Annotated in this window: 13 protein-coding genes; 11 read left to right on the forward strand and 2 right to left on the reverse strand. The window is 51.2% G+C overall.

Translation table 11 applies throughout. From position 1 onward, the window contains the following. The first annotated feature begins 554 nt into the window (after positions 1 to 554). The 7 genes from DN748_RS15960 (at position 555) to DN748_RS15990 (ending at position 15,095) form a co-directional block, all read left to right on the forward strand. Positions 555 to 3,494, forward strand: coding sequence for a SusC/RagA family TonB-linked outer membrane protein (locus DN748_RS15960; protein ID WP_201741505.1), 2,940 nt, complete (start codon positions 555 to 557; stop codon positions 3,492 to 3,494). Between the two features lie 21 nt (positions 3,495 to 3,515). After that, on the forward strand, positions 3,516 to 5,084 hold the full coding sequence (locus tag DN748_RS15965; RefSeq protein WP_112372837.1) for a RagB/SusD family nutrient uptake outer membrane protein: 1,569 nt from the start codon (positions 3,516 to 3,518) through the stop codon (positions 5,082 to 5,084). A 187-nt stretch (positions 5,085 to 5,271) separates the two neighbouring features. Continuing rightward, positions 5,272 to 6,336: a SusE domain-containing protein gene (locus tag DN748_RS15970; RefSeq protein WP_112372838.1), complete on the forward strand. Its 1,065-nt coding sequence runs from the start codon at positions 5,272 to 5,274 to the stop codon at positions 6,334 to 6,336. Positions 6,337 to 6,491: 155 nt separating this feature from the next. Then, positions 6,492 to 7,925, forward strand: a complete 1,434-nt coding sequence (locus tag DN748_RS15975; RefSeq protein WP_112372839.1) for an alpha-amylase — start codon at positions 6,492 to 6,494, stop codon at positions 7,923 to 7,925. A gap of 310 nt (positions 7,926 to 8,235) precedes the next feature. Then, entirely contained in the window at positions 8,236 to 11,319 is a 3,084-nt protein-coding gene (locus DN748_RS15980) for a SusC/RagA family TonB-linked outer membrane protein (protein WP_112372840.1), read from the forward strand. A gap of 36 nt (positions 11,320 to 11,355) precedes the next feature. Next, positions 11,356 to 12,879 (forward strand): RagB/SusD family nutrient uptake outer membrane protein, encoded by a 1,524-nt coding sequence (locus DN748_RS15985; protein WP_112372841.1) that lies wholly within the window; start codon positions 11,356 to 11,358, stop codon positions 12,877 to 12,879. 134 nt (positions 12,880 to 13,013) lie between these two features. Continuing rightward, complete coding sequence (locus tag DN748_RS15990; RefSeq protein WP_112372842.1) at positions 13,014 to 15,095, forward strand: TonB-dependent receptor family protein; 2,082 nt, start codon at positions 13,014 to 13,016, stop codon at positions 15,093 to 15,095. Positions 15,096 to 15,128: 33 nt separating this feature from the next. Here DN748_RS15990 and DN748_RS15995 read toward each other — a convergent pair whose 3' ends face one another. Both DN748_RS15995 and DN748_RS16000 read right to left on the reverse strand, forming a co-directional pair. Then, entirely contained in the window at positions 15,129 to 15,575 is a 447-nt protein-coding gene (locus tag DN748_RS15995) for a helix-turn-helix domain-containing protein (protein WP_201741506.1), read from the reverse strand. Positions 15,576 to 15,582: 7 nt separating this feature from the next. Beyond that, positions 15,583 to 15,915 carry a type II toxin-antitoxin system HigB family toxin gene (locus tag DN748_RS16000; RefSeq protein ID WP_112372844.1) on the reverse strand — a complete coding sequence of 111 codons (333 nt, stop codon included), beginning with the start codon at positions 15,913 to 15,915 and terminating at the stop codon, positions 15,583 to 15,585. Between the two features lie 475 nt (positions 15,916 to 16,390). Here DN748_RS16000 and DN748_RS16010 point away from each other — a divergent pair, with 475 nt between their 5' ends. From DN748_RS16010 to clpX, 4 genes are all read left to right on the forward strand, one after another. Beyond that, on the forward strand, positions 16,391 to 16,741 hold the full coding sequence (locus tag DN748_RS16010) for a phage holin family protein (protein ID WP_112372845.1): 351 nt from the start codon (positions 16,391 to 16,393) through the stop codon (positions 16,739 to 16,741). A 167-nt stretch (positions 16,742 to 16,908) separates the two neighbouring features. Next, positions 16,909 to 18,231, forward strand: a complete 1,323-nt coding sequence (tig, locus tag DN748_RS16015; RefSeq protein ID WP_112372846.1) for a trigger factor — start codon at positions 16,909 to 16,911, stop codon at positions 18,229 to 18,231. A gap of 120 nt (positions 18,232 to 18,351) precedes the next feature. Further along, the gene (gene clpP, locus DN748_RS16020) at positions 18,352 to 19,026 is read left to right on the forward strand and encodes an ATP-dependent Clp endopeptidase proteolytic subunit ClpP (protein ID WP_112372847.1); all 675 of its coding nucleotides are present in this window, start codon (positions 18,352 to 18,354) and stop codon (positions 19,024 to 19,026) included. 112 nt (positions 19,027 to 19,138) lie between these two features. Continuing rightward, on the forward strand, positions 19,139 to 20,371 hold the full coding sequence (gene clpX / locus DN748_RS16025) for an ATP-dependent Clp protease ATP-binding subunit ClpX (protein ID WP_112372848.1): 1,233 nt from the start codon (positions 19,139 to 19,141) through the stop codon (positions 20,369 to 20,371). The last annotated feature ends 17 nt before the right edge of the window (positions 20,372 to 20,388 follow it).

Consider the following 20,388-nt stretch of genomic DNA (forward strand, 5'->3'; position numbering starts at 1 on the left):
TACAATGAGGTACGTCCCTTAGAATTATAGAAAAAATTTATGAACAAAACTTGTCTGAGTCATAGGATACAGGCAGGTTCATCTGAAGAGAGGAGTCTTTGAGATGGAGTAACTTAGGATAGATACGTCATGGGTAGGGGAGCGCAGCGGAGGGAAGAATCTCTACCCCAGAGCAAAAAATCTTCAACAGCATAACGGAAAGGACGGAATGAACAAATCCCTCCCATCGGGATTCCCCTGTCATTGAAAAATCATCACATTACCTCCCGTCAGGCGGGATTATTTTTAAAATACCGCAATTTAACGGGTATAAAATTCAAATACACTTAATTTTTAACAGGTAAAAACTGTAAAAAAGGTCATGTTGACCAAAAGTTGTTCACACGAAAACGTTGTAATATTTTTTCGCCCATTCACTTAACACAAATTTTACATAGTTTTAGCTCGGGAATTAAAATTACAGGTCTGATTTTTAATCAAATCGACAAAAAAACTGCATGAAAAACACCTGGTGTGCATTTCGTGTACACTTTAAAATCAAATCTATCTTCAGCATGAAAACACTTCATATTTTCACCTTGCTGTTGTTTCTGGCATGTATTCCTTTCGGGGCGTATGCACAAACAACCGTAAGCGGTACCGCAAGTGATATTTCCGGGCCATTACCGGGGGTAAACGTAGTGATAAAAGGTACCACCAACGGAACTACCACCGATTTTGACGGTCATTATACCATCGATGCTTCCGGGGGCGACGTCCTGGTCTTTTCCTATATCGGGTATGCCACTGTGGAAAGGACGGTTTCCGGCCCCACACTCGATGTGGTACTGGAAGAAGATACCCAGTTGCTGGACGAGGTCGTACTCATCGGTTACGGACAGGTAAGAAAAAAAGATGCCACAGGTTCCGTGACCACCGTAAGGAGCGAAGACTTCAACAACGGGATGGTAGTCTCTCCCGACCAGCTGATTGCAGGGAAAACCGCAGGGGTACAGATCACGACCAGTGGCGGGGAGCCGGGAGCCGGGGCCAATATCCGCATCCGCGGCGGGGCTTCCCTGAATGCCAGTAACGATCCGCTTATCGTTATAGACGGGGTTCCGGTAGACAAGGAAGGGATTGCCGGGGTGAGCAACCCGCTGAATATTGTAAACCCCAACGATATCGAGAGCTTTACCGTACTGAAGGATGCTTCTGCGGCTGCCATTTACGGTTCCAGGGCTTCCAACGGGGTCATTATCATCACCACCAAAAAGGGAAGCAGCGGCGAACTGCAGTTCAACTACAATGCCAAAACCTCGGTGAGTACGGTTACCCGTACGGTAGACGCCTTTTCTGCACAGGATTTCCGAAGCCTTGTACAGGAATACGGCACAGACGCTCAACAGGCCCTGCTGGGAGATCACCATACCAACTGGCAGGACCTGATCTTCAGGGATGCCATCAGCTTCGACCAGAATTTCAGCGTCAAGGGGCAACTGTTCGGCGATACGCCCTTCCGGGCTTCCGTGGGATATACGGAACAGGACGGGGTGCTGAAAACCTCTTCGCTGGAACGGTGGACGGGATCTATCGGTATCACTCCCAGGTTTTTTGACAATCACCTCAAGGTGGACATCAACGTAAAGGGGATCATGACCGACAGCCGTTTTGCAGATAACGGGGCCATAGGAAGCGCCATACTGATGAACCCCACCAACCCGGTATACGACCAGAGCATGCCTTTCGGCGGGTATTACGAAGATTTTACCAACGGCAACGTGGAAACCCTGGCCCCAAGAAACCCCATGGGATTGCTGACACAAAGGAACAATACCGGGGATGTAAAACGAAGCGTGGGAAATATGGAACTGGACTACAAATTCCACTTCCTCCCGGAATTGCGCGCCAACCTGAACCTCGGGTATGACGTCTCTTCGGGAGAACGCAACGACAGGGTTTCGGAGGCTTCTGCCAATTACTACAGGAACGGCAATGGCTACGGCCACCTGGAAACCGAATTCCAGAGCAAGAGAAACCTGCTGATGGATTTCTACCTGAACTATTCCAAAGCATTTGAAGACCGCTTTGTGACCAACCTCGACATTACCGCCGGGCATTCTTACCAGTCTTTTGCCAATAACGGGTATAAGAACAACTACGATTATATCAATGACCAGGTTATCGTTACGCGGTACTACAACCCCGTAGTGATCGCTTCCTTCTTCGGAAGGGCCAATATTTCCATAAGAGACAAATACCTGCTGACCGCTACCCTGCGCCGGGACGGGTCTTCGCGTTTTGACCCGGATGTACGCTGGGGTAATTTTCCTTCGGCTGCCTTTGCCTGGAATATCTATAACGAACCCTGGATGGAAGACTCTGCAGTGTTCAGCAACCTGAAACTACGCACCGGGTGGGGTATTACCGGGCAGCAGGACCTGCCGGGAAGATATTTCCCCCACCTCGCCGTATACCTGGCCGGGACCCCGCAGGTACAGTATCCTTTCGGAGACAATTATTATACCACCTACCGCCCGAACCCGTACAGCACCAGCCTTACCTGGGAAGAGACCACAACCTATAATGCCGGGCTGGATTACGGTTTCCTGGACAATCGCATAACCGGGGCCGTAGATGTGTATTACAGGGAGACCAAAGACCTGCTCAGCGAGGTGTCTACCCCTGCAGGAAGCAACCTCTCGAATGTCTTTGTTGACAATGTAGGGACCATGGAAAACAAGGGAGTGGAATTCGAGATCAATGCCGTGGCCGTGGAGACCGACAATTTCAGCTGGAACCTCGGCGCCAACTTTACCTGGAACCAGTCGGAAGTCACCGGCCTTAATGCGGATACCGACTTTATTTCGGTGCAGGACAGGAACATCACCGGGGGTACGGGCCTCTTTAACCAGGTACATGCCGTAGGGGAAACCCCGTACAGTTATTATGTGTATGAACAGGTATATGACGAAAGCGGGAAGCCCGTGGAAAATGTCTTTGTAGACCGCAACGGCGACGGGGTGGTAGACGATAACGACCGCTATATCCACAAATCTGCCCTGCCGGATATGTACTACGGGTTTACCTCGCAGTTCCGCTATAAGAAATGGGACCTGAACATGGTATTCCGCGGACAGGCCGGGAATTATGTGTACAACAATATAGACTCTAACGTGGGAATCCGCAACGGGGTGTTTACCAGTTCTACCTTCCTGACCAATATCGTGGAGAACTATAACGAATCCGGCTTTACCCAGGTTACCGATGCGGTAAGGCTCTCCGACTACTACGTCCAGGACGCGTCTTTCCTGAGGCTGGACAACATCACGCTCGGCTACAATGCCGGAAATTTCCTGGGGAACAGCCTCTCTGCCCGTATTTACGGTTCGGTACAGAACGTATTTACCGTTACCGGGTATGACGGACTGGACCCGGAAGTGCAGAACGGGAACGATTACAATATCTATCCGCGCCCGAGAACCTTTCTCCTGGGGCTGAGCCTGGACTTCTAAACAAACCTTAAGACATCAGACATGAAAAAAATAAATTTCACCTATCTATATGCCGGCATACTGGGGCTTGTAACCATCCTGGCCACTTCCTGTACCGGCGACCTGGACACCGAGCCGAGGGTAGAACAGACCAAAGACAACATTCTGGGCGATGACCCGGAAGCCTATAAGGGAATGCTGGCCAAGATATACAGCGCCTTTATCCTTACCGGGCAGGAAACCTCCGGGCAGACCGATGTGGTAGCCCCCGATGCCGGGGCTTCCTCCTATATCCGGAATTACTGGAATTTCCAGGAACTGACCACCGACGAGGCCCTGAACCGCTGGGGGGACGGCGGACTGGACGCATTGAACCGGCTGGACTGGACTGCGGGCAACAACTTCATCCGGATCATGTATGACCGTATCTACCTGGAAGTCGCCCTGGCCAATAATTTCCTGCGGGAAACAGAAGGCACGGAAAACTCCGAAATACAGGACTACAGGAACGAAGCCCGTTTTTTACGTGCCCTGGCCTACTGGCACGCCATAGACCTGTTCGGCAACGTGCCTTTTGTAACGGAAAACGATCCCGTAGGGAATTTCGAACCGCCGAGATATCCCCGCGAAGAGCTCTTCGGTTTCGTGGAGAGCGAACTGCTGGAGATCATCCCCCTGATGAAAGCACCGCGGGCCAACGAATACGCAAGGGCCGACAGGGTGGCCGGATGGATGCTCCTGGCCAAACTGTACCTCAATGCCGAAGTGTATACCGGGGAGGCCCGGTACGGAGAAGCACTGACCCAGCTGGAGCATATTGTCAACGAAGGCGGCTACACCCTGGAAGGGAATTACGAACACCTCTTCCTGGCCGATAACGACCGTTCGGAAGAGATCATCCTTCCCCTGGCGGCAGACGGACTGCAAAGCCAGTCGTTCGGAGGTACCAGCTATATTATCCATGCCGGGATCAGCAATTCGACCATGGACCCTGCCGACTACGGGGTAAACGGGGGATGGGAAGGTAACCGGACCACCTCGGCATTCGCCGACCTCTTCGGTAACCTGGACACCAACCGCGACGGGCGGGCCCTGTTCCACACCGAAGGACATGTCAGGGAAAACACCGATTATATGGCCTTTAACAACGGTTATGCCATTGCCAAGTACAAGAACCTCACTTCAACCGGAGAACACGGTTCGGATACCAGCGGCGAATTTGTAGATACCGACTACCCGCTGTTCCGCCTTGCCGATGCTTACCTGATGTATGCCGAAGCTGCAATACGCACAGGCAGTGAAACGGCCACTGCCCTCAATCTTGTAAACCAGCTCAGGGAAAGGGCTTATGGCGATACTTCGGGAAATATCAGCGCTGCACAGCTTACCCTGGACTTTATCCTGGACGAAAGGGGAAGGGAACTGTACTGGGAAGGCCATCGCAGGACCGACCTGATCCGGTTCGGAAAATTTACGGGCAGCGGATACCTGTGGCCGTGGAAAGGCGGCAGTGTAAACGGCTCGGGCGTGGAATCGTTCCGCACCCTGCTGCCCATACCGCTTACAGACCTCGGGGTAAATTCCAATTTGGTACAGAATCCGGGGTACTGATTATAGTCGGAAGTCGGAAGTCGGATGCCGGATGCTGTCATTCAGAGCGAAGCGAAGAATCTACACCCCGGCTCAAAGGAGCTTCAAGAGCATGACAGAAGCACCCGAGATTCCTCCTGCGTCGGAATGACAATGCTGTCATTCGGAGAACTAACAAACTAAGAACTACAAACTAATAAACTAATCTATGAAAACAACCAATATCCCGGGCGCACTGATGCTCGCTGCAAGCCTTTTCTGGTCTTGCTCCGACGACGATAACGGCCCCGTAATGATCCCTGCAGACGCACCGGTCATTACTGCTCCCACCTCGGGAAGCAGTTATATACTCACTGAAGACAATGCTGCCGGACAGGCAGACCGCTTTGTGTGGAACAAGGCCAATTTTAATGTACCCACACAGGTAAACTACAGCCTCCAGGCCGATATACCGGGCAATGACTTCCAGTCTTCTGCCTCCCTGGGCCAAACCACGGCTACACAGCTTGCCGTAAGCACGGAACACCTGAACAATACGGCCCTGAGGCTGGGCCTCCCGGCGGAAGAAGCTTCTGAAATGGAAGTCCGGGTAACGGCTTCGGTCAACGCTCATACGGAGCCACTGATCTCCGAAACCATACTGGTCAGCGTTACCCCATATGGCTCCGACGGGGGCGGGGGGTCTTATCTCTGGGTTCCGGGAGGTTACCAGGCTGCCGGGAACTACGGCGGGGACTGGAGCCCGGCCGAAGCGCCGCAACTCCGCTCGCTTCCGGATTCCGACACCGAATTCGAAGGCTATATCTATTTCGGCACTGCCTCGGAATACAAGTTTACCGCAGCACCGGAATGGGGCAACGGCGAATACGGTGACGGCGGTTCGGGGACCCTGCTGCTGAATGATGGCGAGAACCTTTCGGCCCCTGCGGGATATTACCTCTTTCACGTGGATACGGAAAACCTCACCTACAGCCTCCTGGATACCCAATGGGCGGTGATCGGCGACGCCATTCCGGGAACCGGGTGGGAAAGCGACGTGGATATGACGTATGACGCCACGCAGAAAACCTGGTCGATAGCGCTGGACCTGCAACCGGGAGAAATGAAATTTCGCGCGAATGACGACTGGGACCTGGATTACGGAGATGACGAAGGCGACGGTACCGCGGAAAAAGGAGGGACCAATATCATGATAGAGGCAGGCGGCAGTTATACCGTAGTTCTCGATCTGAGCACTCCAGGGGCATATACGTATACCATCACTGCGGAATAACCCTTCTTAATTCCTTTTTGATAAATGATATGAACGGAATGCGGATACCCCTGTCCCATTCCGTTTTTTAAGCGCTTGTTTAAATTGATTTGATTGCAGCCGCAGCCCATTGGAATTCGTTTAAACAAGCTCCCATAACCGGCAAAACAAAAACGATGAAAACACCACACACTTTTCTGAAAAAGACATTCGCTCTTTCCTTTTTAGTACTTGCTCTTCTTGCGTGCAACAGTGATGACCACACCTATACCCCTGATCCGCCGGAGACCATTCCTGAAAAATACGACCTGGGCCTGTTCGACAATGGCAAACGGGTGATGATGCAGGCTTTTTACTGGGATGTGGAACCGCGGTTCGAATGGTGGAATACCCTGTCAGGCCACATAGAAGACTGGGCAGCCACAGGGGTAGACCGGATATGGCTTCCGGTAGCCACCAAGGGGCAGTCGGGCGGATATTCGATGGGCTATGATCCCTCCGATTATTTCGATTTCGGCGAATTCGACCAGCACGGTACGGTGCCTACCCGTTTCGGCACCCGGGAACAACTGGAACACCTTATTCAAAAAGCCCATGACAACGGACTGGAAGTGATTGCCGATATCGTACTGAACCACAATTCGGGAGGAGGGGAAGAATATAACCCCTACCGCAACAAGAACACCTATACCCTTTTCGACACTGCCAACGGCAATGCCTCCGGAAAATTCAACCGCAGTTACGAGGATTTTCATCCCAACAGCCTGCACCAACACGACGAAGAGGCATTGTTTTTCGAAGAGCAGGACCTGTGCCACCACCAGCCCCGGGTACAGGAATGGTTGTGGAAAGGAGAGCACTCCGTGGCAAAATATTATAAAAATGTCATGAAATTCGACGGCTGGCGGTTCGATTATGTCAAAGGCTTCGGGGCCTGGGTCGTAAAAGCCTGGACAGACGAAGTGGGAGGTTTTGCCGTAGGCGAATACTGGGACGGCTATAACCCAGAACTGGTGGAATGGGTAGAAGCTTCCGGCGCAGCCGCATTCGATTTTTCCTGTTTCTACAAACTCGATGAGGCACTCGACCGCAAGGGCGACCTGACTGTTCTCTCCGGTGATATGCTTTGGAAGTCCTATCCGGAAAAGGCGGTCACCTTCGTGGCCAACCACGATACCGAAAAAGACGAAAACCCGGAAAATAACATAAGCGCAGCACATAAGATGCTTGCCTATGCCTATATCCTTACACACGACGGCTACCCTACCCTGTTTTATTCCGACTACGAAAACAGGCAGTACAGGTCGGGATTAAAAAACCTGGTCAGCATCCACAACAGCATTGCCACCGGGACCCTGGAAGTACTGCACCAGAGCGGGGAAGAATACATTATGAAACGGAACGGTAACGACGACAACCCGGGGCTCATTCTCTATATGAACATCGGTAGTGATCACCGCCAGCGAACCGTCACGACCAACTGGAAAGACAAAAAACTCGTCGATTATTCCGGCAATACCAGCGCCTGGCTGATTACGGACAGTAACGGGCAGGTTACCGTAGAGGCCCCTGCAAAGGGTTTTGCCGTCTGGTCGGTTTCAAGGGAGTAATCTTCTTTAAACCGGGATTCACAAAAGCGATTCTACTCAATACTCCCGACTTCATGCTTCGCGCTCAGGGCTTCCATCACAATGCCCGAAAAAATTTTCCCTGCCTCCTGCTTTTATTATAAATCCCGCAAAAAAACCCTTTCATAATATACAATAAACCAAAATAAGGCAGCAAATTCTACTCTTTGTCCAAAAAAACACCAAAGTTATTAACACTACAACGTTTTCGAAACTCCGGTTTTGCTATATAACAAAAATTTCACATAAATTTAACTGTCTTAATAATCAAAACGCCATAAAACTACTATTTATGAAAATCAGTATTTTTCAGAAAATGCCCTTTATTTTTGCCGTATTCCTATATGGCACCATATACGGGCAGATTACAGTATCGGGCACGGTCTCTGATGCTTCGGGACCATTACCGGGAGCCAACGTCCTGGTAAAAGGCACTACCAACGGGACCCAGTCAGATTTTGACGGTAACTTCTCCCTTTCGGGAGTACAGGAAAACGATGTGCTCGTCATCAGTTATATCGGCTATAAATCAATGGAAATCGGGGTCAATGGCCGTACATCGATAAACATTACCCTTGCCGAAGATGCCCAGGCCCTGGATGAGGTGGTCATCATAGGATATGGCGAAACCACCCGGAGGGATGCTACCGGGTCTGTAGTTTCGGTAAAGGCGGAGGACTTCAACAAGGGGGTTATCGCAGCCCCGGAGGAACTCATTCAGGGTAAAAGCGCCGGGGTACAGATCACCTCTTCGAGCGGTGAGCCCGGTGCGGGGATCAATATCCGTATCCGCGGAACATCTTCGGTAAGAAGCAACAACAACCCCCTATTCGTGGTCGACGGCATTCCCCTTGCCGGTGACGACACCTCTGCAGGAGGTTCTGATATAGGACGGGGTACCTCGGCTTCCAAAAACCCGCTCAATTTTATAAACCCTAACGATATTGCCAGTATCGACGTGCTTAAAGATGCTTCCGCCACTGCCATCTACGGTTCGCGGGGCGCCAACGGGGTCGTGATCATCACGACCAAAAGCGGCAGGGGCCAGGAGGCCTCCCTGGAATATTCGGCCACTACCAGTCTTTCGACACCTGCCAATACTTACGACCTGCTGAACCGGGACCAGTTTCTCCGGGGTATTGAAAAATACGGAGGCAATGTAGAGGAACAGGACAAAGGGCACAACACAGACTGGCAGGACCAGATCTCGCGAACGGCCTTTTCACAGACCCATAACCTGTCTTATGCCAACGGGCACGAAACCGGCGACTATCGCCTGTCGCTGAGCTACTCCGACCAGCAGGGGGTGATCGAAAATTCTTCCATGGAACGCCTCAATGCCCGGCTGAACCTCAATCAGCGTTTCTTTAACGACAAACTGAAACTCGGGGCACAGGTCACCATCTCCAGGGTCAATGACGAAGCGCCTCTCATTACGGACAATGCCGGTCACGAAGGAGACCTGCTGGGGGCTACCTATACCGCCAACCCCACCTGGCCCGCCGATCCGGAATTCCAGTTCTCCACGTCTACACAGAACCCGCTTTCACTGCTGGAATACTACCAGGACAAGACCAAAACCAACAGGAGCCTCATCAACCTTTCGGCCACCTATGATTTTACGGACGAATTCAACGTCAAGGTCAATACCGGTTTCGACAATTCCGCTTCAGACCGCGAGGGGGCCATGTCTCCCCTGCTGTTTATGGGGTCCGGTGTCTATGAGAACGGAAAGGCCTTTATTGCCGAAGTGGACAACAGCAGCCAGCTTCTCGAGGTATTGTTTAACTATAATGCCGACTTTGAAGACTCGCGGCTTACCGCCCTGTTGGGGTATTCTTACCAGGAATTTACCAACAAGGGAAGAGTATACCAGGGATGGGGGTTCAGTGACCCCGACATGGGCCGTATGATCAGCGACCTGAAAGCTACCGACCGCACGATACGCAACGCCATAACCGGCCCGTACCAGCAATACGGTTACGGTATTAACGGCGGCTTTGTAAACCGGCTGTTTCCCGAACTGGCTACCGACGCGCTTACCGTGGGGGCTACCCCGGCCAGGGCGGCCGTATCAGACTGGCATCACTACGTGGATGAACTGCAGTCCTTTTTCGGAAGGGTCAACTACACCCTCAAAGACCGCTATATCTTTACCGCCACACTCCGGGCAGACGGTTCGTCCAAATTCGGGGGCAATAACAAGTACGGGTATTTCCCTTCGGGTGCCTTTGCCTGGATATTGTCTGACGAAGACTTTATTCCCGACAGTTTCTCCAACCTGAAACTCCGCCTGGGATACGGAATTACCGGGAACCAGGAGATCCCTCACAACCGGTACCAGACCCGGTCGCGTTATGACGGGCTCTCGATCAAGGAAGACGGAGAGGTACAGAACGTATCGCTTTCCAATGTAGCCTTTGCCAATCCCGACCTCAAATGGGAACAGACACAACAATTCAATATAGGGGTCGACTTCGGTTTCTGGGACAACAGGCTGAGCGGTTCTCTCGACCTGTACCGCAAAAATACGACCGACCTGCTCATGCAGATCATGTCGGCCCAGCCTGCCCCGCAGGAATTCGTTTACGAAAACCTGGATGCCGATGTGATCAATCAGGGTTTTGAGATTACCCTCAATTACGGGATCATTACCACCGAAGACCTCAGCTGGGACTTCGGGGCCAACCTTTCCTACAACGACAACAGTGTAGAAAACTTCGACGGCACCGTAGATACCGGGGGCATCAACGGGCAGGGACTCACCGGGGCCTTTGCCCAGCGTATTGTGGACGGACAGCCCCTGTTCTCCTATTTCCTCAGGGAATTCAGCGGTTACGACGAAAACGGGCTTTCGCTGTATGAAGAAGGTGACATCCAGCAATTCGTGGGAAAAAGTGCACTGCCCAAATACAATCTCGGCATCAGCACCAGCGTCCGGTACAAGCAATGGGACCTTTCGGCCTTTTTCGCCGGACAGTTCGGGCACTATATCTACAACAATACACGCAACGCCTTTTTTACGGCAGGGGGCCTGGGCAATGCCAAGAATACCACCCGGGACGTCCTGGACAGCCCGGAATCCAATCTCAATGCCGCCGATGTCTCTACCCGTTTCCTGGAAAAGGGAGATTTCCTGAGGCTGCAGAATGTGACCCTGGGGCATAATTTCACCTTTGCCGACCATTCGAAGTTCTTCAAATCATTCCGGGTATACCTCAATGCCCAGAACCTGTTTGTCATTACAAACTACAGCGGTCTCGACCCGGAAGTAAACGTAAACAAGCAGCTCGACGGCGTACCCTCGCTGGGGATCGATTATACCTCCTACCCGAGGCCGAGAACATTTACCCTGGGACTGAATGCCAGGTTTTAAAGCACTAAACTTACTTTAAATCATAAACAAGAATCCATGAGATACTTCACCAGACATATACGGATAGCGTTCATCGGGGTGCTGCTGTTATCCACAGCCTGTACAGACCTCGAAGTAGAGGAACACGATTCCATCGTAATTCCGGAAACCGATGAAGGTTTCGGGGGAGTAGACCCCGGCAAGACCCTGGAATCGGCCTATAACGACATCAGGGATACCTACAGTACACAGGAAGGGCTGTATGCCCTTTCGGAAGCCTCTACCGACGAGGTTATTGTCCCAACAAGGGGTACCGACTGGGGAGACAACGGGGTATGGCGTGTGCTCCACGCCCATACCTGGGACCCCACCCACCGTGATATACTGAACACCTGGAACCGGCTTAATTCCAATGTATTCCGGATCAACCAGCTTCTGGCCCCGCAATCTGAAGCCAGCGCACAACAAATAGCGGAAGGCCGTTTTTTAAGGGCTTACAGCATGTTCCATATCATGGACCTCTACGGCCAGGTACCCTTCAGGGATGCCGATGAAGGGGTCGATATCGACCCCAGGGTACTTACGGCAAACGAGGCTTTCGATTTTATTATGGAAGACCTGGAAGCCGCACTGCCCGAACTGCCCGCCATAGGCCCCGGAAACGGAACCATACAAGCTTCAAAAGCTGCCGCCCGTTTCCTGCTGGCCAAACTGTACCTCAACAAATACCGTTACCAGGGCAGTGATGCTCCCGATCCGGCCGATATGACCAAGGTGATAGAAATGGTAGATGCCATAGCCCAGGACGGATTCGGACTGCAGGAAGGCTTTTTCGATATCTTTAAAAACGATGCAGACAACGAGACCATCTGGTATACCGATGCTTCGGTGGGCACCCGGATGTGGCCCGGGCTGCACTATCACCAGGTAGTCCCGGATAAAACTTCCGGGGGATGGAATGGCTTTGCCACCCTTAAAAGCATCTACGAACTGTTCGAAGGGCCCGACGACACCAATGCGGAAGGTGCCGGACAGGAAGAGCGAAGAGGATTTGTTCCCGACCAGGGTATAGGATACGGTTTCCTGGTAGGCCAGCAATACGCCGCCGACGGCACTCCCCTGAAAGACCGCGCCGGAAACCCGCTGGTCTTTACCAAAGATTTCCCTGCCCTGGTGGGGAATAACGAAAGAACGGGGATAAGAATACTGAAATACCATCCCGACAACGGGGCCGAGGCTACCGGAATGATCGTATTCCGCTATGCCGATGCCTACCTGATGAAGGCCGAGGCGATCCTGCGGGGAGGGGCTTCGGGCGACGACCCCACGACCATGGTCAACGCACTGCGCACCCTGAGAAAGGCTACCCCGCTCAGTACCATAGACCTTCCCGAACTGCTGGACGAAAGGGCGAGGGAACTCTATACCGAAGGGTGGAGGCGCAACGACATGATCCGCTTCGGGGTCTTTACGGAAGCCTGGGAATTCAAGGAAGTTTCCGATGATTACCGCGAGTTGTTTCCCATACCGGCTACAGCACTGGTATCCAACCCGAACCTCACCCAGAATACCGGGTATTAAAACGGGAAAAAATACCGCACATACGGAGAGGCTGCCCGAATGGGCAGCCTCTTTTTTTAACGTTCAGAAAACGTTTCTTTCCATTGCCCGTCTGTAAATTATTCTGTAGGTTTGGTCATAAAGCAAAACCCCGGATGAAAACAGGTCATACTTTTGGGCCCCTGCTCCTTTTTCTGTTCTGTATATTTCAGGTAAAAGCCCAGGAAAAAGCGCCTACGCAGCTCCCCGAAGTTACGGTTCACGGCCATACCCCGGTACAGGCGCCGGCAGACAGCACTGCCATCACCCCGGTTGCGGCGGTATCCGCACGCGAACTGGAAGAGTACGCCCCTGCGGATATCACTCCTGCCATGAACAGGATTCCGGGAGTTTTTATCCTCTCGGGGGGGATGAACGTAAGCCGGATCACCATTCGCGGCGTGGGGGCACGCACCCCTTACGGCAGCAATAAGGTGAGAGCATACCTCGACGGCATCCCGGTGACCAACGGTATGGGGGAAACCGCCCTGGAGGTATTCGACCCGGAAAACATGGGAAACATAGAAATTATCGAAGGGCCGAAGGCTACGGCCTACGGGGCGCCGCTGGGAGGTACCATTTTACTCCGCTCGGCCACACCCGGAACATCTTCGGTAAGCACCAGCCTTACCGCAGGCTCATACCAGCTTCTTAAAAATACCACCCACCTGTCTGTTACAGACCGGAAACTGTCCCTCGGCCTGAATTACGAACACCTGGAAACCGGCGGTTACCGCGAGAACAGCGCCTATAACCGCAATGCCGTGCAGCTGAATGCTTCGTATCGTTTTGATGAGAACAATACCCTTTCACTCCTTTTCAGCCAGATAGGCTACAATGCACAGATTCCCAGCTCCATCAGCAGGCAGGCCATGGAGGAAGACCCCGGGCAGGCGGCGTCCAACTGGCTGGAGGCACAGGGCTATAAGAACAGTCATGCCACCCTGGCCGGGCTCAGTTATACCCACCGTTTCACGGCATCGCTGCAAAATACCACCAGTGTTTTCTACACCTATCTCGACCACTACGAACCCCGTCCCTTTAATATCCTTACCGGGTTTACGAACGGGTATGGTATACGCAGCACCTTCGGGAAGGATTTCACTTTCGGGGGCAGAAAGGGACAGGTGCAACTCGGCACCGAGATGTATAAGGACGTGTACCAATGGGGCACCATAGAAAACCTGTACCAGCAGCATGAAGGCGGGGGGAGTGCGGAAGGCCGGCAACTCAGTGACAACAAGGAATACAGGAACCAGCTGAACCTGTTTACCACCCTTACCCTGCCCCTTGCCCCGCGATTGAAGGCCCGGCTGGGGCTGAATGCCAATTTCACTTCCTATAATTTCCTGGACCATTACAACGAAGGCGCCGGCAATACCAGCGCCTCCCGGCGCTTTGACCCCATCCTGGCCCCATCTCTCGATATCGATTACCGCTATAGCGAACACCTGAGGTTTTACGCCAACATCAGCCGTGGGTTTTCCTTTCCCGGAACCGAAGAAACCCTTACCCCCGAGGGGGTTATAAATCCCGGTCTGGGGCCGGAGAAAGGCATGCACTACGAAACGGGAATACGGTTAAAACTCCTGGAAGACCGTCTTTCGGTTACGGCCGCTGCCTACCTGATGGACATCAGGGACCTGCTGGTGGCCCAAAGGGTGGGTGAAGACCAGTACATCGGAAAGAACGCAGGCAAAACAGAACACCGGGGCATAGAACTTTCCGCAGCATACCACATCCCTGTAAGTCCCGCGGTAACCCTTATCCCTTTTGCGACGACCTCGGTCAACAAACACCGTTTTATCCGCTTCAGGGACGGGGACAACGATTATTCCGGCAATCCGCTTACCGGTGTTCCCGCTTACAAGACCAGTGCCGGCTTCCGGCTCACTCACCGGAAAGGGCTTTTCCTTTATGCCAACTACCTGGGCACGGGAAAGATCCCGCTTACCGACGGCAATACCCTGCACACCGATCCGTATCATATATTCAACCTGAAAGCCGGGTTCAGGACATCGCTGTACCGCCGGCTTTCACTACAGGTCTCCGGGGGGATAAACAACGCGGGCAACAGCACTTACGCCTCATCGGTACTGATCAATGCCACCGGATTCGGAAATACCGAACCCCGCTTTTACTACCCGGGACTACCCAGGAATTACTATGCAGGCGTCCGCCTACGGTATATGTTATAAGCAGAAGCCGTCTTGGTCCAAACCCCTGGTTTTCTACCCGGCCTCCGCAATGTTTTTACGGGTATTCATCAGGCTGGCATTGCGAAAATGACGGTTTACAGCATTAATCAGTTTATAGGGACGGTTAAACGCTTCCTGAGAAACCATAAAGTATTCGGACAGTTTTCGTATGGTGTCCTTCGACAGTCCCTTGTGATAATTTAAAATCTTGGAAATTGTTCCTTTGGAAAGTTCCAGCACAGGCTCCAGGTCCTTGGCTTTCATCTGGTGTTCTGCCATCATCGATTTAAGCAGTGTAATGGGATCCTGATCTTCCAGAGTATTGTGTTCTTTATCCCATTTTTCAATCAACAGGGTGAGGAGTTCGATTTCTTCTTCCGCTTTTTCGTCATTACTACGCAACAAACCTTCCAGTATATTGCAATACGTATCGTATTGTTCCCTGTTCTTAATTACGGTATATTTTAAGGTTTTCATCATTATTTTTTTAATAGTTATCAATATCATACTGTTTCCCGGTCTTGCAAAGCCCGGTATATTCGGCGTGGGTACCGATCCATTTTACATACAGATGTACCCGTGTCTTTCCGAAATAATACTCACATATCATCCGATAGTTATTTCCTCCTACATTAAACACCAGCCGGTTCGTACCCCTCCCCAGAATATCGGCACTGTTAAAAGTTTTTATAATATCCCGGGGTTCCTTCCAGTCTGCCCACCTGATTATATTTAACCAGTGTGCAAACGATACCCCGCTCCGTGCATTTTTTACAATATAGTCTTCAATCGTTTGCTTCTTTATTAAATGTACCTTCATGAGAACTAAATTACAAATATACTAAAGTTTCCCTTAATGAAACTTTATTGGTTCACGTTTTATGATCACACCTAAAGTCAGCCTCCCGCCTTCGCCGGCAATACCCTGCACACCGATCCGTATCATATATTCAACCTGAAAGCCGGGTTCAGGACATCGCTGTACCGCCGGCTTTCACTACAGGTCTCCGGGGGGATAAACAACGCGGGCAACAGCACTTACGCCTCATCGGTACTGATCAATGCCACCGGATTCGGAAATACCGAACCCCGCTTTTACTACCCGGGACTACCCAGGAATTACTATGCAGGCGTCCGCCTACGGTATATGTTGTAAATCAAATAACAAATCATCCCGCGACTCATCAGCACATTGACTCATTGACACATTGGCACATTGGCACATTAGCACATTAACCATAAAATTACCTATCTTTGTTAAAGACCTCATCGGATCAAACCTAAAACCACATTGTATGAAACTTATACTGAGAGTTCTTTTAACCGCCCTTGCCGTGGTGATCCTGGCCAAAATACTTCCCGGGGTCAATGTAGACAGTTACCTTACCGCTATTATCGTAGCCCTTGTACTGGGACTGCTGAACCTGCTGGTAAAACCGCTTCTGATCCTCTTTACCCTGCCGATCACCATTCTTACCATGGGGCTTTTTCTCCTGGTGATCAATGCGGTGGTCATTCTGTTTACCGAAAGCCTGGTAGGGGGCTTCCAGGTGGCCAGTTTCTGGTGGGCACTGCTGTTCAGCCTGTTGTTGTCGTTCCTGCAATCCGTTTTTCATTCCTTTATCGGGGATAACGGGGAAGACTGACCGGTGACTTCGATACACCGATCACTGCGATCAAAGAAACTTCAACAGCAGGGGAACCTGTAAAACGCCCTCTAAAATTCAGACGCTCAAAAAGTTGGTTGGAATTGCAAAAAACTCTAATTTTGCAGCCGGTTTTTATATGCCCTATTAATTTATAAAGAGAATAAATGGATATTACAAGAGAGCACATTGACGAATTGAATGCGGTAGTAAAAGTGGCTATCAGCAAGGATGATTACAGTGACAAGGTAGCTACGGTTCTTAACGATTACCGGAAGCAGGCTAATATTCCCGGGTTCAGAAAGGGACATGTGCCGTTGGGGCTCGTTAAGAAACAATACGGAAAAGCTGTACTGGTCGATGAGGTGAACAAACTTTTGCAAAATGCGCTTGACAAGTATCTGACCGAAGAAAAGATCGATGTCCTGGGCAATCCGCTTCCCAGGCCACAGGATGACTTTGACTGGGATGCGGACGATTTCTCCTTTGAATTCGAACTGGGGCTGGCTCCCGAATTCGAAGTGAAGATCAAGGGAAGCAAACCGGTAACGCATTATCATATCGTTGCAGACGACAAAACGCTGGACGAGCAGGTAGACAGAGTCCGCCAGCAATACGGCAAGCTCATTTCGAAAGAAGAAGTGGAAGAAGGAGATGAAATTACCGGAACCTTTACCAGCGAAGAAAAGGAAATAGACAACAAGGCGACATTTACCCTGGACAAGATCAAGGGGAAGAGAAACCTCAACAAATTTACAGGGTCCAAAGCCGGGGATGTACTCGAACTGAAAACCAAGAACCTCGTACAGGACGAGCACGACCTGATGCATTTCCTGAAGATAGACCACGACGAGGCTCATGACCTGGATATTGCGGTGAGCTTCACCATCGAAGAGATCAACAAAAGAGAACCTGCCGAACTGAACCAGGAACTCTTTGACAAACTCTTCCCTGCCGGAACGGTAACCTCGGAAGAAGAACTCAGGGCGCGTATCAAGGAAGATGCGGAGAAACAGTACGAACAACAGGCAGACCAGAAACTGCTGAACGATATTACCGAATACCTGGTGGAAAACACCAAATTCGACCTTCCTGCCGAATTCCTGAAAAAATGGATCCGCGAGACCGGCGAAAACCCGCTTACGGAAGAACAGGCCGGTGAAGAATATGAAAAATCCGAAAAGGGACTGAGGTACCAGCTCATAGAAAGCAAGATCATCAATGAGAATGACCTGCAGGTTTCCTTCGACGAGCTCAAGGATTTTGCCAAGGGCTTTATAAAAACGCAAATGGCACAGTTCGGACAGACCGATCCTTCGGAAGAAGAACTGGACAGCATTGCAGCGAGAATACTCTCTAACCGTGACGAAGTCAAACGCCTTTCCGAACAGCTGATGAGTAAAAAACTGCTGGAACTCTACAAGGAAAAAGCAAACCTCAAGACAAAAGAGGTCTCTTTTGAAGATTTCATCAAGGAGGTATACCAGTAATTTCGTCTGAATGCTCCGGGAGTATCCCGTGTCCATTAGTGAGTAAAGACGAAAAAATAACTATATTTAAGGCGTTAAATCATATGGCATTTAACGCCTTTTATCATAAAACACAACGTTATGGATTACACTAAGGAATTTAAAAAATACGCCACAGGGCATCACGGAATAAACAGTATGTATTACGACAAGATCGTAAGCAGGGTGACTCCCGTGGGCATGACGCCCAACATTATAGAAGAACGGCAGATGAACGCAGTGGCCATGGATGTATTTTCACGTCTCATGATGGATCGTATCATCTTTATGGGAACGGCTATCGACGACCAGATCGCCAATATCATCCAGGCACAGCTGCTGTTTCTCTCCAGCGTAGACTCCTCCAAGGATATCGAGATTTATATCAATTCTCCCGGGGGTAGCGTATACGCCGGATTGGGGATCTACGACACCATGCAGTTTATAAAACCCGACGTGGCCACCATCTGTACGGGAATGGCCGCATCCATGGCTGCCGTGTTGCTCTGTGCCGGCCACCAGGGAAAACGAAGCGGACTTACCCACTCCAGGGTAATGATCCACCAGCCCCTCGGCGGAGCCCAGGGCCAGGCCAGTGATATAGAGATCACAGCCCGGGAGATCCTGAAACTCAAGGATGAACTGTACAACATTATCGCCAATCATTCCGGGCAGCCCTTTGAAAAGGTCAACAAAGACAGCGACAGGGACTACTGGATGAAGGCAGACGAAGCCAAGGCTTACGGAATGATCGATGAGATCCTGGCGAGAAATTAGACCGGAAGGTCATAATTATTAATGACGGGAGGCTGTCTGAAAGGGACCTGGCCCTTCACTTCGGCCGGAAAGACACCTTTAGGGCAGCCCCCCGGAACCAAATAAAATTGTAATGGCAAAAGAAGAATTAGAATGTTCGTTTTGCGGAAGGAAAAAGCCTGAAACCAATTTGCTTATAGCCGGCCTGGACGCCCATATCTGCGACCGGTGTATCGAACAGGCACACAGTATTGTGCTGGAGGAAACCAAACAATCGCAGTCGGAAGAGCTCTCGGCTGAGCTTATCCTGAAAAAACCACAGGAGATCAAGGGGTTCCTGGACGAATATGTGATCGGGCAGGACGTGACCAAAAAGGTGCTTTCGGTAGCGGTGTACAACCATTATAAACGGCTGCTGCAACCCAAGACCAAGGATGATATCGAAATCCAGAAAAGCAATATCATCATGGTGGGGCAAACCGGAACGGGAAAGACCCTTATGGCCAGGACCATTGCCAAAATGCTGAACGTCCCGCTGGCTATCGTAGACGCTACCGTACTCACGGAAGCCGGATATGTAGGGGAAGATGTGGAAAGTATCCTCACCCGCCTGTTGCAGGCAGCGGATTACAACCTCGAAAAGGCGGAACGGGGCATCGTCTTTATCGACGAGATCGACAAGATCGCCCGCAAGAGCGACAACCCGTCCATTACCCGTGACGTCTCCGGCGAAGGGGTACAGCAGGCCCTGCTGAAACTCCTGGAAGGGACCGTGGTAAACGTACCTCCGAAAGGCGGACGGAAGCATCCCGACCAGAAATTCATAGAGGTCAATACCGAAAACATCCTCTTTATCGCCGGAGGTGCGTTTGACGGTATGGAAAAGATCATATCGAAACGGTTGAACATGCAGGCCGTAGGATATAATGCGACCAAAGGCGAGGAAGTCGTAGACGAGGAGAACCTGCTGCAATACATTATCCCGAAAGACCTGAAGGAATTCGGGCTTATCCCGGAGATCATAGGAAGGCTTCCCGTGCTGACCTATATGAACCCCCTGGACGCAGAAGCGCTGAGGGCCATTCTTACGGAACCCAGAAATGCAATCATCAAGCAGTACCACAAGCTCTTCGACATGGACGACATCAAGCTGAAAGTCGCCGACGATGCGCTCGACTTTATCGTGGAAAAGGCCATAGAATACAAACTGGGCGCGAGGGGACTTCGATCCCTCTGCGAAACCATCCTTACCGATGCCATGTTCGATCTGCCCAGTTCTGACGAAAAACAACTGAAAGTAGATCGCACCTATGCCAGCGAAAAACTGGCCAAAGCCAAAGTAAGCAAGCTGAAAGCAGCGTCGTAGTACTGTATTTCCCGGAT

It is taken from the genome of Sinomicrobium soli, assembly GCF_003285545.1.
GTDB lineage: Bacteria > Bacteroidota > Bacteroidia > Flavobacteriales > Flavobacteriaceae > Sinomicrobium.

Excerpts from the sequence above, each read along its gene's own strand:
- DN748_RS15965 (WP_112372837.1), top strand. The coding sequence starts at position 3,516 with ATGAAAAAAATAAATTTCACCTATCTATATGCCGGCATACTGGGGCTT.
- clpX (WP_112372848.1), top strand. The coding sequence starts at position 19,139 with ATGGCAAAAGAAGAATTAGAATGTTCGTTTTGCGGAAGGAAAAAGCCT.
- DN748_RS16000 (WP_112372844.1), bottom strand. The coding sequence starts at position 15,915 with ATGAAGGTACATTTAATAAAGAAGCAAACGATTGAAGACTATATTGTA.
- DN748_RS15985 (WP_112372841.1), top strand. The coding sequence starts at position 11,356 with ATGAGATACTTCACCAGACATATACGGATAGCGTTCATCGGGGTGCTG.
- DN748_RS15990 (WP_112372842.1), top strand. The coding sequence starts at position 13,014 with ATGAAAACAGGTCATACTTTTGGGCCCCTGCTCCTTTTTCTGTTCTGT.
- DN748_RS15980 (WP_112372840.1), top strand. The coding sequence starts at position 8,236 with ATGAAAATCAGTATTTTTCAGAAAATGCCCTTTATTTTTGCCGTATTC.
- DN748_RS15960 (WP_201741505.1), top strand. The coding sequence starts at position 555 with ATGAAAACACTTCATATTTTCACCTTGCTGTTGTTTCTGGCATGTATT.
- clpP (WP_112372847.1), top strand. The coding sequence starts at position 18,352 with ATGGATTACACTAAGGAATTTAAAAAATACGCCACAGGGCATCACGGA.
- tig (WP_112372846.1), top strand. The coding sequence starts at position 16,909 with ATGGATATTACAAGAGAGCACATTGACGAATTGAATGCGGTAGTAAAA.
- DN748_RS15995 (WP_201741506.1), bottom strand. The coding sequence starts at position 15,575 with ATGATGAAAACCTTAAAATATACCGTAATTAAGAACAGGGAACAATAC.
- DN748_RS15975 (WP_112372839.1), top strand. The coding sequence starts at position 6,492 with ATGAAAACACCACACACTTTTCTGAAAAAGACATTCGCTCTTTCCTTT.
- DN748_RS15970 (WP_112372838.1), top strand. The coding sequence starts at position 5,272 with ATGAAAACAACCAATATCCCGGGCGCACTGATGCTCGCTGCAAGCCTT.
- DN748_RS16010 (WP_112372845.1), top strand. The coding sequence starts at position 16,391 with ATGAAACTTATACTGAGAGTTCTTTTAACCGCCCTTGCCGTGGTGATC.